The following is a 13920-nucleotide window of genomic DNA, read 5'->3' as shown; positions in this document are numbered from 1 at the left end:
AAAGACATGGCCAAGATCACACATGTGTCACCGCTTGCTCCGGCAGGCTTTCCTGACCTTCCGGTTATTGCCGGCGCCGAATTTGCATCAGTGGCGGCTGGGATCAAATATAAGGATCGCAAGGACGTCACCCTAGTGCGACTTGCACCGGGAACGACAATGGCCGGGGCCTTTACCAAATCTTCCACGCGTTCGGCACCTGTGTTGGACTGCCAGGAAAAAATTGGCGGCGAATCGACCGAAGGTGCTGCAATCATCGTTAATGCCGGGAATGCCAATGCCTTTACCGGACGCAACGGCGCCGAGGCGACTCATGCTGTCACCAGCGGCGTCGCAAACTGTCTTGGCATTCCGGAAAAACGCGTGTTTTCATCATCAACCGGCGTGATCGGCGAGCCTCTCCCACATGGCCGGATCACGGCGAAACTTGAAGAACTCAAGAACAATCTTTCCGAAACTGCAATTCAGGATGCGGCCGAAGGTATCCGAACGACGGACACGTTCCCCAAGGGATCCTGTCAATCCATTCTGATAGAAGGCAAAACCGTCAACATCTCGGGTATCGCCAAAGGTTCCGGGATGATCGCACCCGATATGGCGACAATGCTGGTGTACATTTTTACGGACGCAAAAGTCGAACAGACGCTCTTGCAGTCGATCCTGAGTGAATTGACCGATTTGACGTTCAACAACATCACCGTGGATAGTGACACCTCGACCTCCGACACCCTGCTTCTTGCGGCAACCGGATCATCTGGTGTGGATGTCACTTCCCCGGAGGGCGCGTTTCGTGATGCTCTTTTCGAGGTGATGTTGGACTTGGCACATCAAGTGGTGCGCGACGGCGAAGGGGCTACAAAGTTTCTCGAAGTCGAGGTGTCTGGCGCGGAATCCGTAGCGGACGCCCGTACCCACGCCCTCTCCATCGCCAATTCTCCACTCGTCAAGACCGCAATCGCCGGAGAAGATCCCAACTGGGGCCGTGTCGTGATGGCAATCGGCAAAAGTGGAGCCAAGGCAGACCGTGACCTCCTTGCGATCTGGTTCGGCGACATTCTGGTTGCGGAACAGGGATGGGTTTCACCCTCTTACAGTGAAAACGACGGGGCGGAGTACATGCGCAATCAAGATTTGAAAATTCGGGTTGATTTGGGTCTTGGCAGTCATTCTGCAACGGTTTGGACATGCGATCTGACGCATGGATACATTACGATCAACGCCGATTACCGCTCATGAAAACGGTTCTGGTGTCGGCTGTTGCATTGGTGGACGTGGATGGGCGGGTATTGCTCGCCCAACGGCCGGAAGGAAAGGCAATGGCGGGGCTTTGGGAATTTCCTGGTGGCAAGATTGAGCCGGAGGAAACTCCCGAGGCAGCGCTGATACGAGAACTCGAAGAAGAACTCGGAATCAACACTTGGGCGAGTTGTCTTGCGCCGTTAACGTTTGCATCTCATAGCTATGAGAATTTTCACCTGTTGATGCCACTCTTCATCTGCAGGAAATGGGAGGGCGTTCCCAGATCGAAAGAAGGGCAGACACTGCGCTGGGTGCGCCCACAAAATTTGCGAGACTACAAGATGCCAGCCGCAGATATTCCCCTTATTCCCATTATTCGGGACTGGGTTTGACGCCCTTGCACGAAATTTCAACACAAAACCCGCTGTTGAATGGTTTTTGTTCGAAATTAACTCTTCGTCGGAAGCTGTCCATGAGTTAACGTTACGTTAATGTGACGTCCGGCGGGATGTTACATAGCCAACGAAATACCTATATCCAAACTGTCAAGAAACTGGGGAATTGACATGCTTAGGACTATTACGGTGGGCAGCAGTGTGTCCATCCAGGGGACGTTCGTAGAAGCGTTGCCTGGCGGCCGGATTTCTGTTCGCGTCGGAAATGCTGTTTATTCGGGCGTCCCGATTACAGCCAAGCGCAGCTGACAAAGCCACCACTCTCACGGAAACGAAAAACGGGGGCCTCCACTTGGAGGCCCCCTTCTTTTTATGCCAATGTCCGCGTGACTTCTTCGCGTTCGAAGATTTCAATCACGTCGCCCGGACGGATGTCGTCGTAGTTTTCGAATGCCATGCCGCATTCCTGACCCGACTGAACCTCTGCCACTTCATCTTTGAAGCGTTTGAGCGTTTTCAGCGTGCCCTCGTGGATCACAACGTTGTCCCGCAGGAGGCGAACCCCGGCAGAACGGCGCGCGACACCTTCCGTCACAAGGCAACCAGCCACCTTGCCCACGCCGGACACCTTGAAGACTTCCTTGATCTCGGCATACCCGATGAAGTTTTCGCGGATTTCGGCGGAAAGCAGGCCGGAGGCGGCAGCTTTCACATCGTCCACAAGGTCGTAGATCACTGAATAGTAACGGATTTCCACGCCCTTTTGGTTGGCCGTATTCCGAGCAGAAGCGTTAGCACGAACATTGAAGCCCATGATCGGCGCACCGCTTGCTTCGGCAAGACCAACATCTGTTTCGGTAATCGCGCCAACACCCGAGTGCAGCACACGTACGCGAACTTCGTCGTTACCGATCTTTTCCATCGCCTGAACGATGGCTTCGGTCGACCCCTGAACATCGGCTTTGACCAAGATCGGCAATTCGGCGACGTTCTCGTCCTCCTTCGCCTTGGCCATCAGTTGTTCCAAGGTTGTCGCGGCACCTGCAGCGGCACGTTTGTCCTTGGCTGCTTGTTCACGATAAGCAGCAATTTCACGCGCTTGGGCTTCGGTTTCGGTCACGTTAAGAACGTCACCCGCTTCCGGTGTGCCATTCAGACCCAAAACCTCAACCGGAACCGACGGCCCGGCTTCCTGTACGCGTTCGCCTTTGTCGTTGATCAGCGCGCGGACCTTACCGTATTGCTCGCCCACAACAAAGATATCGCCCTGTTTCAACGTACCTTTCTGCACCAGAACCGTCGCGACGGGACCGCGACCCACATCCAACTGCGCTTCGATAACCGCTCCTTGCGCCGCGCGGTCCGGGTTCGCCTTGAGTTCGAGAATCTCCGACTGAAGCGCGATCGCCTCGAGAAGATCATCGAGACCCTGACCGGTGATTGCGGAAACTTCAACGTCCTGTACTTCACCCGACATCTTCTCGACGATCACTTCGTGTTGCAGCAGCTCCGCCCGAACTTTGTCCGGGTCGGCGGCAGGCTTATCGATCTTGTTGATAGCGACAATCATTGGCACACCGGCGGCTTTAGCGTGGTTGATCGCCTCAATCGTCTGCGGCATGACCGAATCGTCCGCAGCCACAACCAGAACAACGATATCGGTAACCTGCGCACCACGCGACCGCATCGAGGTAAAGGCCGCGTGACCCGGCGTGTCGAGGAAGCTCAACACTGCGCCACTGTCGGTTTTCACCTGGTAGGCGCCGATATGCTGGGTGATACCGCCAGCTTCACCCGCAACAACTTTGGCGTCGCGGATTGCGTCCAGAAGCGAGGTCTTACCATGGTCGACGTGACCCATAATTGTAATCACAGGCGGACGCGGCTTGAGGTCTTCTTCCTTGTCCTCAGTATCGGAGATGACGTCTTCCACGTCCGCATCCGATACGCGTACAACCTTGTGACCGAACTCTTCAATGATCAGTTCAGCAGTATCTGCGTCAATCGTCTGGTTCTGCGTGACCATCATGCCCATTTTCATGAGCTCTTTCACAACGTCAGCAACACGTTCAGCCATACGGTTGGCCAACTCGGACACAACAATTGCCTCGGGAAGTTGAACGTCCCGAATGACCTTTTCGCGTTCGACCGAACCTCCCATCGCCTTCTGGCGGGCACGTTCTTGCTTCCGCTTCATCGCAGCGAGCGATTTCTGCCGGCCTCCTTCACCCGAAAGCGCCTGGTTTAGGGTCAGCTTGCCCGAACGACGGCCATCATCACGGCCCTTGCCGCGGGCCGGGCGCTGTTCGCGCTCGTTTTTGCGGGGTGTCGCCGAAGGCAGCGGCTTGTTCGCCGGAGCACGTGCGGGCGCTTCCTGCTTGGGCGCAGCGGCAGCGGCTTCGGCGGCGGCACGCTTGGCGGCATCGGCCTCTTCCTGGCGCTTGCGCTCTTCGTCTTCCGCTTTCTTGCGGGCTTTTTCCTCAGCTTCGCGCTGTTCACGCTCTTTGGCTTCTGCTTCCTGCCGGCGACGCTCGCGTTCCTCGGCACGGGCCTTTTCTTCTGCTTCGCGTTCGGCCGCTTCTTCCGCTTCGCGCGCTTTAGCCGCCTGAAGTGCTTTCAGACGGCGTTCCATTTCCGCGTCGGAAATCCCAGCAGGACGACGCGCCGGATCGCCGGAACCCTTGGCCGCGGACACACCTGTCTTGGCCGCGCCGGGCTTGGGAACCACAACACGCTTCCGCTTGGTTTCCACCACGACATTCTTGGTCCTTCCATGGCTGAAGCTCTGCTTCACGTTACCCGGCCGATTGCCGCCACGCAGACCCAAGGTTTTTTTACCGTCGTTATCGCTCATCTAGCTGTCTTTTCCTTTCCGATGGCCCCTGCCACCGCAATTTCGCGTACGCCTTTTAATCTTTGGGCATCCTCTACAACACGTTGAGCGAGTCCACCAGACGCAAGCGCTCCATGTATCACAGTTTGTCGCCCAAATGCCAAACCCAATTCGTCTGCCGTCAGCCAGTCGATGTGTTTGCCGCCATAGGGGGGGCGTAGTTTGGTTTTTCCACGTTCAGAACCGTCTGATGCCTGCAACAGGATCGCTGCCTGTTCCTTGACAAGCCAGTCCTTCACTTTCTCGTATCCGGCCACAGCATGACCCGATTTGCGCGACAGGCTGATCAAATCGACAACCCGGCGCGCAAGCTGGTTTTCCACCACGTCCGCCAGATCGGCGGACACTTTCACCTTTGCCTTCGCTGCGCGCGAAAACAGACCTTTGGTTGCCGCCTTGGTAATGGAGGAGCGCTGCGCACTCACCCACATACCCCGACCAGGCAGTTTGCCCAAAATGTCAGGCACGACTTGTTCATCAGGCCCGACAACAAAGCGCACCAAACCGCCACGCGGCGCAACCTCTCCGGTCACGATGCACTTGCGCTCAGGCTCTCTCGCCTTGTCCTTGGGTCGACCACCGCGTCCCATTTTGAGCCCTCCAGGGCCTGAGATCAGGCCCCGGCCTCCTCTTGATCTTCTGCGGTTTCTTCGGCGCCTTCTTCTTCCTCTGCTTCAAGATCCGCCGGATCCACCCAACCCAGCACGATGCGGGCTGTCATGACGAGGTCTTGTGCTTCTTCCAGCGACATATCGAAGGGCTCAAGAATACCATCGTCCTTGACCCGTTCACCTTCAACCGTGGTCCAGCCGCCGGCCAGCTCCCAGTCGGCGCAGGTCGCGAAGTCTTCCAATGTCAGAACACCGTCTTTGGCCAGCGCTTCGACCATCTGGGGTGTCAGGCCTTCAAATTGAACAAGGCTGTCTTCGACACCCAGTTCACGCGCGCTTTCCAGTGCGGCGCGGTTCTGAGCTTCGATGTAGTCACGTGCACGTGCCTGAAGCTCGTTCGCGGTGTCTTCATCGACTCCATCAATCACAAGAAGCTCGTCAAGCTCGACATAGGCAACTTCTTCAAGGTTGGTGAATCCTTCGGACACCAGCAACTGAGCAAAGAATTCATCGAGATCCAGCGTGTCCATGAACAGCGACGTACGCTCTTCAAACTCTTTCTGACGCCGCTCCGACTCCTCCGCCTCGGTCATGATATCGATGTCGAGGTTGGTCAGCTGGGAAGCCAGACGTACGTTCTGACCGCGGCGACCAATGGCCAGCGACAGCTGCTCATCGGGAACCACAACTTCGATCTTGCCCGCTTCCTCATCGAGAACCACCTTGGTGACTTCGGCAGGCTGTAGCGCGTTCACGAGGAAGGTTGGCTGGTCTTCGTTCCACGGAATGATGTCGATTTTCTCGCCCTGAAGCTCGTTCACGACGGCCTGAACACGGCTGCCGCGCATACCAACGCAGGCACCTACGGGATCAATCGACCCGTCATAAGAAATCACAGCAATCTTGGCGCGCGAACCGGGGTCACGGGCCACAGCTTTGATCTCGATGATGCCGTCATAGATTTCCGGCACTTCCATCTTGAACAGTTCGGCCATGAACTCCGGCGCAGTGCGGCTCAAGAATATCTGCGGACCGCGGGTTTCGCGACGGACATCCTTGATGTAGCAGCGGATACGGTCATTCGGACGATAGCTTTCGCGACCGATCTTCTCGTTGCGGCGCAGGATGCCTTCACCACGGCCCACGTCGACGATGACATTGCCGTATTCTTCACGCTTGACCACACCGTTGATGATGGTGCCGGCACGATCCTTGAATTCTTCAAACTGGCGATCACGTTCGGCTTCGCGCACCTTCTGCAGGATCACCTGCTTGGCCGACTGCGCCGCGATCCGCCCCATTTCTACCGGCGGAACCTCTTCGACAAACACGTCGCCGACCTTGGGGTCTTCCATGTACTGCTTGGCTTGCTCAACGGTGAATTCGGCCTGGTAGTTTTCCAGTTCATCGTCTTCGACCACGGTGCGCACGCGAGTAAAAGTGGCCTTTCCGGTCTTGCGGTCGATCGACACGCGAATGTCCATCTCCGCGCCATAGCGCGACTTGGCCGCCCGTGCGAGCGATTCTTCCATCGCTTCGACCACGAGTGCCGGGTCGATCATCTTTTCGCGGGCCACGGCCTCGGCGGTCTGGAGCAGTTCCAGCTGGTTTGCAGAGGTAATTGCCATGTTTATTCCTCCTCGGACTTTTCGGTCTCGATCTCGTCAAAATCGTTTTCGTTCAGAGTGCCCGCGTCCTTGCGGGCCTTCAGCATTTCCTTGATCAACTCGTCGGTCAGCACCAGCTTGGCCTCGGCCAGCCAGTCGAACTGCAGACCCACGGTCACGGTCTCGCCCTGATCTTCGATGTTGATCAGTACATCATCACCTTCGACACCGGCCAAAACGCCCTTGAACCGCTTGCGCCCATCGATCAGTTCGCTGGTCTCAAGCTTGGCATCATAGCCTTCGTAGGTCTCAAAATCCTTGAGGCGCGTCAGCGGGCGGTCAATTCCCGGGCTGCCAACTTCAAGAACGTAACTGTCCGACAAGGGATCTTCGACATCAAGGATCGCACTGATCGCGTTCGAAATCGCGGCGCATTCATCCACTTCGATGCCGCCCTCGGGACGTTCCGCCATGATCTGCAGCGTGTGGGTTTTGCCCCCCATAAGGCGCAGGCGCACAAGTTCGAACCCCATGTCTTCGATGACTGGGGCAACAATGTCGGCCAGCTTGCGGTCAATCGCCGCCTTGGCAATCAGGTCACTCATCAGCGTGCCTCCGGGCACAAAAAAACGGGCCAGCGGCCCGTGTCGTCGTTCGGTGCGCGTTGGGTTTGGACCCCAGCGCGTCGCTGTTGAAGAGGGATATACGCTTGATGTGGTGAGTCTGCAAGGTCTAAACGAAAACGCCCCGCCAAACGCGGAGCGCATCGCGTTCAGAGCTCAAGCATTTGTATCAATCGCGCCCCAGACTGTGGCCCCTTCCATTGCCGCGACCGTGGCCATGGGCGTGTCCCTGGCCATTTCCAAAACCACCACCGACACCTCGACCGTGACCGTTGGCATTGCCTTGACCCGGGTTCGCACCTGGATCACTCGACCCGCTGCCACCATCATCCCCTCCGGGATCACCGGACCCCTCACTTCCATCATCGTCACCCGGATCGCCGGAGCCCGCTTCCTGAGCTACAACCGGGGTCGGCGCGACGAAAAGAGTTGCAACAACCGGGACAGCATAGGCTGTGCCAAGGACGAGTTTTAACAGTGCATCGCGACGCGCGACATCAACGTCGTCTTTCTCCTTTGTGAAAATCTCCTTTCATACAATACGAAAAAGCTAGCATGGCATGCTTCTTTCGGTCAAATTCGACCCCCAAGAAACCGGCACCCTGAAAAACCATGACAACACCAAAACGCGTAGATCACTGGGGTCGCCCCGCAAGATGGTTCATGGATTTTTCCGATGCCCATCTCGATGCCCTCACGCAACGGATGAAAGAGGTCGAGACCATTTTTCAGGTCCAGCTGGGTCTTCAACTTTACCTAACCTACGGCACATTGTTGGGCGCGACCCGCAACGAAGATTTCATTGGCCACGATGTCGATATCGACATGGCCTATGTGTCCAGGGCCCGCAGCGCAGCCGGTGTGCTCAAAGAGCGTGACATGATCACAGCGTTTTTTGCCGAATTTGATATGATCGCCGCGGCGCCAAACCATGGCCGGTTTCTCCTGCGTGGAACCACAGACCCTGACTCTGGCAAAGCGCTTCATGGCATCGAGATTTACACATCCTTCGTCACACACGGTGCCTATTATTGCTATCCCTGCATCCCCGGCTGGCTAACGGGTCGCGAAATCAAACCCTTTGGCACCGCCATGCTTCGCGGCATCGAGTTTGCGGTTCCCCGCCAATCAGAAGCGTGGCTGGCAAGCCATTACGGTGACGGTTGGAGCGCTCCGGTGAAACCCTCGGAATACAGAGAGAATCCCGCAAGATATGCGTGTTTCGAATTTCTGCGCACTGAGGATACCTAGCCTCTTTGGATCAAACCCTTGGCCTGAAGTTGATCCAAGGCTCTCTGAACATCGTCAATCGGCAGATTCTCAAGCGAAAACTGCTCTGCAATAAAACCGGCAATGTCCTCGGTGGAATGGCATTTGTCACACAGCAAATAAACAATGGCAGCAGTGGCGTTCAGATAATGGCGTGTTCCACAGGCCCGCTCTGTCAGAATTGCGCCTTTGCTGTTGGTTTCAACCGAACATTCCCGCGCCGCCCGCCAGCAAAGAGATGCGTTTTGATTACCAACGTTCTTCATCTTCGTTAGCCTGCCCAAATCGACCCCGTTTGACAACAATGATCAATCGCCCGGCAAGTCGCGGGATGTCCGCTTTTGACAATCTGAGGATGCCTTATGCGTGCCACCAGCGTTCGGCCAGACGCGCATTGTCGAGCGACCACACATTGCCCATCGTGGCTGGGCGCCGAATGGTATCTCGGGTCGCAAAAAGGTGATCGGCAAATGCGGGGATCGCGACGGGTCCCTCGTCCCTCAACAGTTGCTGCATGTCTGTGTAATGGGCGCGGCGGCGTTTGCCATCCAGTTCTGAACGGGCCGTCAGCAGAAGGTTCTGAAACAGAGGATGTTGCCAACCGCTCGTATTCCAAGAGGCGCCGTCAGCGTAATAGGTCGAGAATGCCCAATCCTCTGTCACACGCCCCGAAGAACCGCCCATCGTGAGCGCAGCCGTGTTGTGCATGTCTGTCATCGACACATCCAGCCCGATCGAGCGCAACTGGTCCCGGACAAGGCCACCCGCCAACTCAGCATCCGCAAATGCATAGCCTGTCGAGGTCATGGCCACCCGATCGACACCCGCCTTGCGCAAATAGTGTCGCGCCAAGTCCGGGTCGTGGTGAATCGGCTCCAAGTCAGTTGCATAAAACTGGTTTGAAGGCCCAATCGGGGTATCATGGGCCACACGGCCATGACCGTGAAGGACTGCTTCAACGAACACATTTCGATCGATTCCAAACTTGACCGCCTGCCGAAGATCGGCGCAGTCAAAGGGTGATACGCTCGCGTTCATCGCAAAACTAAAATGTTGATTTCCTGCAATGCGCTGCAGTTCAACGGCATCCCATCCTTCAACTTGACGCGCACGACTTGGAGCTATCTGGCTGGCAACATCAACGTGACCTCGGCCCAACGCATCAAGGCGGGTTTGGTCCCCGTTTTCATTGATCAGTTCGATCTCCGCAAAAAAGCCGGCAGATGTGCCTTTGTAATGTGAGGCCACCCGGCGCGCCGAAAGCTTTTTGCCGGGTTCGAAGTTTTCCAAGCGGAAGAGTCCGGTTCCGATACCGTTCTCCATTGCGAGTTCCACATAACCCGCAGGATAGATGATCAAGTGATAATCGGCCATCAGATAGGGAAAATCCGCGTTCGGCGCGGCCAAGTGGAACTGCACCTGATGCTCGTGCACCTTTCGCAGCTCGCTGACATTGGCCAACAGAGGGGCGGCTGGGGACGCATTTCCCGGGCCCATATGCAGTGCCAGCGATTCGAGCACATCTTCAGCTCCGAAACGCTTTCCATTGTGGAACTCCACACCCTTACGAAGGTTGAAGGTCCAGATACGGGCATCCGCGCTGGCTTCCCAGCTCTCGGCCAACTCACCGCGCAATGCCCCGTCGGGGCCAACTTCGGTCAGGCAGTCGAATACTGCGCCGTGAGCCGCGACCAGCATGAACAAGCCGGAATGCGTACGGCTGTCCCAGGAATCGAGAGGCGATCCACCCGCAACCGCAGCCCTTAACGTGCCACCTGCGCGTGGGGCAGCCATTAACGCCATGCCAGACGCCGCCAGCACACCAGCGGCGGCACCGCTGGTCAGCAAGCTACGTCTGCTAATTCTCGACATGGCATCCTCCGTTCGCAGTCGGGCGATATCGCGCAACACACCAGACGCGGTTGACGCTCGCTTGTCCAGCCGATTTCTCAGACCTGCGCCAAATCATCCATGATCCGCACCAATTCCGCGCTGATCCCGGGCTCGCTCAAAGCATGACCCGCGTTCCGAATCATCCGCAGCCGCGACCGCTTCCAGCGCTCGGACAGGGCATAGGCGGCGCGCGGAGGGCAGATCATGTCATACCGCCCTTGAACGATGTAGCCGGGAATATCCTGAATTCGATCCATGTTGGCAAGAATATGCCCATCCTGCGCAAGGAATCCCCTGTTCAGGAAATAGTGGTTTTCGAGCCGCGAAAACGCCCTCGCGTATTCAGCTGGCGGCTCGCCCCCGGCCCCGTTGGAATAAACGGATGCTAGGGCGTTTTCCCAGCTCGCCCATGCTTGTGCATATTTGACTTCGGTTGCGTGATCCCCACTGAAAAGCCGACGGTGATACGCTTGGATCATGTCTCCACGCTCGGATTCGGGAATCAGATCGCTAAACCGTTTCCAAGTTTCCGGCCAGAATTGCCCAGCCCCGCCTCCATAGAACCAGTCCAGTTCCGATTGGGTCATCAGAAAGACCCCACGCAGAACCAGACAAACAGCACGTTCGGGGTGAGTTTGCGCATAAAGCAGCGAAAGCGTCGCGCCCCAGCTCCCGCCAAACACGATCCATTCATCAATGCCCAGCGCCGCGCGGATACGTTCCATATCCGCGATCAGGTGCCATGTCGTGTTGGACTCAGTACTGGCATGCGGGCGTGACCGGCCACAGCCGCGCTGATCGAACAGAATGATGCGATAAACCTTGGGATCAAAGTAGCGCCGCATGGCCGGGCTACTGCCGCCGCCGGGGCCGCCATGAACAACTACAACCGGTAATCCATCCGGATTGCCCGATTGTTCGTAATAGACAGTATGACCATCGCCCACGTCCATCTGCCTCTGGTCAAAGGGTTCAACCGGAGGATAAAGGTAATGCACTGCGCGCTTTTGGCCCGAGTTTCTGTCCATGTCCTTCCTATATTGGTTGAGACAGCCCAAATGACCACGGAATGAAGAAAATGCAAGCCTCTCAGACCACCGTCGACCCATCCGAAGTCGCAAAGTTCGAAGCCATGGCCGCCGAATGGTGGGATCCCAAGGGCAAGTTCAAGCCCCTGCACATGCTTAATCCATGTCGTCTTGACTATATTACGTCGCAGATCGCGGCCGAGTTCAATCGCGACCTGTCACAGACCGAGCCGTTCAAAGGCTTGCGTCTTTTGGACATCGGTTGTGGAGGCGGTTTGTTGTCCGAGCCCATGGCGCGCTTGGGCGCCACTGTTGTTGGGGCCGACGCCGCAGCGGGCAATATTCCGGTGGCGCAGGTTCATGCCACGCAATCGGGATTGGACATTGACTACCGCCACACGACCGCCGAAACATTGGCCGATGCCGGTGAGCAATTCGACGTCGTGCTTAACATGGAGGTGGTAGAGCATGTGGCTGATCCGCTTTCTTATCTGACAGCATGCCAACAACTCCTGAAGCCCGGCGGCCTGCATTTGTGTTCGACTATCAATCGGAATCCCAAAAGCTTTGCGATGGCAATTGTGGGAGCCGAGTTTGTAATGCGCTGGCTGCCCAAGGGCACTCACGAGTGGAACAAGTTCATAACGCCCGATGAACTGTTCGCCCTGCTGGAGCAGTCAGGAATGACACCGGTCGATCGCAAGGGGTTCGTGTTCAACCCGATCACGTGGAACTGGTCAATCTCGGCCAACGATCTTAGCGTCAACTACGTGACCAGCAGCCTCAAACCCACCTGATCAGGAGTCGTCATCCAAACGCAGGCGCAGTTCGCGCAAGATCGGCAGAGCAGAGCGCACACGCTCCTCTCCCAGCTGCTGGACGATATCGCTGATCATCGGGGCGATGCCCGCCAGGGCGGCATCCCGCGCTTGCCGTCCGGCCGGGCTGATCGCAACCATCTTGCGGCGGGCGTCATCCCAGTCTGGCCGGATATGAACATATCCCGCAAGCTCCAGCTTGCTCAGGGTATTGGTCATTGCCCCACGCGTGACATGGAATGTTTTTGCCAATTGTGCTGGACTGCGTTCACCTTGCACGCGGTCAAGGTGGTTCAAGACAGAAAAATGCGACAGCTCCATCCCCTTGGGCAGAGCTTTGCTCAGCCGCGATCGCGCGAGCTGGTCCGCCATCAGGATCTCGCCAAATAGGGTAATGGCCAGGCCATTTTTGTCGTTCATTCAAGGTCCGCCAAATTCTCGATCATGGGACAGCGCGGGAACTTTACGCCGCGCCTTGTCGACCAAATCGAGGTCGAGATCAACATAAGTAATCCCCGTCTCGGTCCCCGCGTCCACAAGGACCTCACCCCAGGGAGCCACAGCCATGGAGTGTCCGTGGGTACAACGGCTTTGCCCGCGAACTGCATCATGTTGCCCGGTTTGGGCGGGCGCGATTACGAAACACCCGGTTTCGATTGCTCGCGCGCGCAACAACACTTCCCAATGCGCGGCCCCGGTGACGTGCGAAAAGGCAGCGGGCACTGTCAGGATTTGTGCCCCAGCCTTGGCGAGCGCGCGATGTAGATGCGGAAAGCGGACATCGTAACAGATTGTCATCCCGACCTTTCCAAACGGCGTTTCGGCCACCACGGCCTCGGCACCGGGGCGATAGCCGTCCGACTCGCGGTAGGTTTCCTCGGGCGTCACATCCACATCAAACATGTGAATCTTGTCATAACGCGCCACGATCTGCCCTTGGGCGTCAATCAGGATGGAGCGATTGGCGAATCGTCCGTCGGGATCGCTGGTCTTCAGACCCAGACTGCCAATCAAGAGCCAAAGTCCCAACTCCTTGCATAGCGCCTGCAAGCCCGAAAGCATTGGGTCCTGTTCCTCGAGACAAAGCACGGCGTTCTGGTGGCTACGACTGGTTGAAACACAGTTCGTGACCTCTGGTGTCAGGGCAAAGTCTGCGCCCTTCGCCTTGGCCTCACGCAACATAGCCATGACGGTTGTGAGGTTTTGCGCGGGATTATCCGAGGAGGTGATCTGGAGCAGAGCGGCGCGAAATGTCATTCGGATGCCAACAGTGCGTCGAGCTTGCCGGCGCGTTCCAGCTCGTAAAGATCATCACACCCTCCGACATGGGTTTTGCCCACAAAAATCTGCGGTACGGTGCGCCCGCCATTTGCCCGCTCGATCATCTCGGGCTTTCGATCTGGGTTACGGAAAACGTCGATTTCAGAAAACTCGACACCTTTCTGATTCAACAACCGTTTTGCAGCATGGCAGAATCCGCAGAGCGGGCTGGTGTAGATTTCGACTGGTTGCATCGGATTTCCCCTCATTTCGCTTCGTTTGTG

15 protein-coding genes are annotated in these 13920 nt (G+C 56.9%); 5 read left to right on the top strand and 10 right to left on the bottom strand.

All coding sequences use genetic code 11. From position 1 onward, the window contains the following. Window positions 1-6 precede the first annotated feature (6 nt). Both argJ and ACS3QZ_RS14945 read left to right on the top strand, forming a co-directional pair. Entirely contained in the window at window positions 7-1236 is a 1230-nt protein-coding gene (gene argJ, locus ACS3QZ_RS14950; protein ID WP_456038560.1) for a bifunctional glutamate N-acetyltransferase/amino-acid acetyltransferase ArgJ, read from the top strand. Continuing rightward, the gene (locus tag ACS3QZ_RS14945) at window positions 1233-1631 is read left to right on the top strand and encodes a (deoxy)nucleoside triphosphate pyrophosphohydrolase (RefSeq protein ID WP_456038559.1); all 399 of its coding nucleotides are present in this window, start codon (window positions 1233-1235) and stop codon (window positions 1629-1631) included. Before argJ ends, ACS3QZ_RS14945 begins: the two co-directional genes overlap by 4 nt. Before the next feature lie 373 nt (window positions 1632-2004). Here ACS3QZ_RS14945 and infB read toward each other — a convergent pair whose 3' ends face one another. From infB to rimP, 4 genes are read right to left on the bottom strand one after another with little or no spacing between them, the layout of a single operon-like run. Further along, a complete protein-coding gene (gene infB, locus ACS3QZ_RS14940) occupies window positions 2005-4488 on the bottom strand; it encodes a translation initiation factor IF-2 (protein ID WP_456038558.1) in 2484 nt (827 codons plus the stop codon). Continuing rightward, the gene (locus ACS3QZ_RS14935) at window positions 4485-5117 is read right to left on the bottom strand and encodes an RNA-binding protein (protein ID WP_456038557.1); all 633 of its coding nucleotides are present in this window, start codon (window positions 5115-5117) and stop codon (window positions 4485-4487) included. Before ACS3QZ_RS14935 ends, infB begins: the two co-directional genes overlap by 4 nt. 23 nt (window positions 5118-5140) lie before the next feature. Then, window positions 5141-6766, bottom strand: a complete 1626-nt coding sequence (gene nusA / locus ACS3QZ_RS14930) for a transcription termination factor NusA (RefSeq protein ID WP_456038556.1) — start codon at window positions 6764-6766, stop codon at window positions 5141-5143. Window positions 6767-6768: 2 nt separating this feature from the next. Then, complete coding sequence (gene rimP / locus ACS3QZ_RS14925; RefSeq protein WP_456039351.1) at window positions 6769-7353, bottom strand: ribosome maturation factor RimP; 585 nt, start codon at window positions 7351-7353, stop codon at window positions 6769-6771. Window positions 7354-7585: 232 nt separating this feature from the next. Between rimP and ACS3QZ_RS14920 the strand changes: the two genes are divergently transcribed. Continuing rightward, window positions 7586-7843, top strand: a complete 258-nt coding sequence (locus ACS3QZ_RS14920) for a hypothetical protein (RefSeq protein WP_456038555.1) — start codon at window positions 7586-7588, stop codon at window positions 7841-7843. 188 nt (window positions 7844-8031) lie between these two features. Further along, on the top strand, window positions 8032-8619 hold the full coding sequence (locus ACS3QZ_RS14915) for a LicD family protein (RefSeq protein WP_456038554.1): 588 nt from the start codon (window positions 8032-8034) through the stop codon (window positions 8617-8619). Here ACS3QZ_RS14915 and ACS3QZ_RS14910 read toward each other — a convergent pair. The 3 genes from ACS3QZ_RS14910 to pip all read right to left on the bottom strand — a co-directional run bounded on the left by ACS3QZ_RS14910 (window position 8616) and on the right by pip (window position 11558). Next, on the bottom strand, window positions 8616-8903 hold the full coding sequence (locus ACS3QZ_RS14910) for a PqqD family protein (protein WP_456038553.1): 288 nt from the start codon (window positions 8901-8903) through the stop codon (window positions 8616-8618). The two genes, ACS3QZ_RS14915 and ACS3QZ_RS14910, sit on opposite strands and share 4 nt — an antisense overlap. Before the next feature lie 94 nt (window positions 8904-8997). Beyond that, window positions 8998-10509: an ABC transporter substrate-binding protein gene (locus ACS3QZ_RS14905; RefSeq protein ID WP_456038552.1), complete on the bottom strand. Its 1512-nt coding sequence runs from the start codon at window positions 10507-10509 to the stop codon at window positions 8998-9000. Between the two features lie 77 nt (window positions 10510-10586). After that, a complete protein-coding gene (gene pip / locus ACS3QZ_RS14900; protein WP_456038551.1) occupies window positions 10587-11558 on the bottom strand; it encodes a prolyl aminopeptidase in 972 nt (323 codons plus the stop codon). Window positions 11559-11608: 50 nt separating this feature from the next. Here pip and ubiG point away from each other — a divergent pair, with 50 nt between their 5' ends. Continuing rightward, window positions 11609-12355: a bifunctional 2-polyprenyl-6-hydroxyphenol methylase/3-demethylubiquinol 3-O-methyltransferase UbiG gene (gene ubiG, locus ACS3QZ_RS14895; protein WP_456039350.1), complete on the top strand. Its 747-nt coding sequence runs from the start codon at window positions 11609-11611 to the stop codon at window positions 12353-12355. On the opposite strand, the gene ACS3QZ_RS14890 is transcribed toward ubiG, so the two are convergent. Genes ACS3QZ_RS14890 through grxC form a run of 3 tightly spaced genes read right to left on the bottom strand, consistent with a single transcriptional unit; the run spans window position 12356 to window position 13890 of the window. Beyond that, the gene (locus tag ACS3QZ_RS14890; RefSeq protein WP_456038550.1) at window positions 12356-12796 is read right to left on the bottom strand and encodes a MarR family winged helix-turn-helix transcriptional regulator; all 441 of its coding nucleotides are present in this window, start codon (window positions 12794-12796) and stop codon (window positions 12356-12358) included. It abuts the gene before it with no gap. After that, window positions 12797-13633 carry a carbon-nitrogen hydrolase family protein gene (locus tag ACS3QZ_RS14885; RefSeq protein WP_456038549.1) on the bottom strand — a complete coding sequence of 279 codons (837 nt, stop codon included), beginning with the start codon at window positions 13631-13633 and terminating at the stop codon, window positions 12797-12799. It lies immediately after the preceding gene. Beyond that, window positions 13630-13890, bottom strand: a complete 261-nt coding sequence (gene grxC, locus ACS3QZ_RS14880) for a glutaredoxin 3 (protein WP_456038548.1) — start codon at window positions 13888-13890, stop codon at window positions 13630-13632. The genes ACS3QZ_RS14885 and grxC overlap by 4 nt, the downstream gene beginning before the upstream one ends. Window positions 13891-13920: the final 30 nt, after the last annotated feature.

Source organism: Shimia sp. W99, from assembly GCF_053851455.3.
Note: the sequence above shows the minus strand (reverse complement) of the source record. Positions and strands in the feature narration are given on the sequence as shown.

Coding starts and splice junctions, on each gene's coding strand:
- argJ (WP_456038560.1), top strand. CDS start 7: ATGGCCAAGATCACACATGTGTCACCGCTTGCTCCGGCAGGCTTTCCT.
- ACS3QZ_RS14945 (WP_456038559.1), top strand. CDS start 1,233: ATGAAAACGGTTCTGGTGTCGGCTGTTGCATTGGTGGACGTGGATGGG.
- infB (WP_456038558.1), bottom strand. CDS start 4,488: ATGAGCGATAACGACGGTAAAAAAACCTTGGGTCTGCGTGGCGGCAAT.
- ACS3QZ_RS14935 (WP_456038557.1), bottom strand. CDS start 5,117: ATGGGACGCGGTGGTCGACCCAAGGACAAGGCGAGAGAGCCTGAGCGC.
- nusA (WP_456038556.1), bottom strand. CDS start 6,766: ATGGCAATTACCTCTGCAAACCAGCTGGAACTGCTCCAGACCGCCGAG.
- ACS3QZ_RS14920 (WP_456038555.1), top strand. CDS start 7,586: ATGGGCGTGTCCCTGGCCATTTCCAAAACCACCACCGACACCTCGACC.
- ACS3QZ_RS14915 (WP_456038554.1), top strand. CDS start 8,032: ATGGATTTTTCCGATGCCCATCTCGATGCCCTCACGCAACGGATGAAA.
- ACS3QZ_RS14910 (WP_456038553.1), bottom strand. CDS start 8,903: ATGAAGAACGTTGGTAATCAAAACGCATCTCTTTGCTGGCGGGCGGCG.
- ACS3QZ_RS14905 (WP_456038552.1), bottom strand. CDS start 10,509: ATGTCGAGAATTAGCAGACGTAGCTTGCTGACCAGCGGTGCCGCCGCT.
- pip (WP_456038551.1), bottom strand. CDS start 11,558: ATGGACAGAAACTCGGGCCAAAAGCGCGCAGTGCATTACCTTTATCCT.
- ubiG (WP_456039350.1), top strand. CDS start 11,609: ATGCAAGCCTCTCAGACCACCGTCGACCCATCCGAAGTCGCAAAGTTC.
- ACS3QZ_RS14890 (WP_456038550.1), bottom strand. CDS start 12,796: ATGAACGACAAAAATGGCCTGGCCATTACCCTATTTGGCGAGATCCTG.
- ACS3QZ_RS14885 (WP_456038549.1), bottom strand. CDS start 13,633: ATGACATTTCGCGCCGCTCTGCTCCAGATCACCTCCTCGGATAATCCC.
- grxC (WP_456038548.1), bottom strand. CDS start 13,890: ATGCAACCAGTCGAAATCTACACCAGCCCGCTCTGCGGATTCTGCCAT.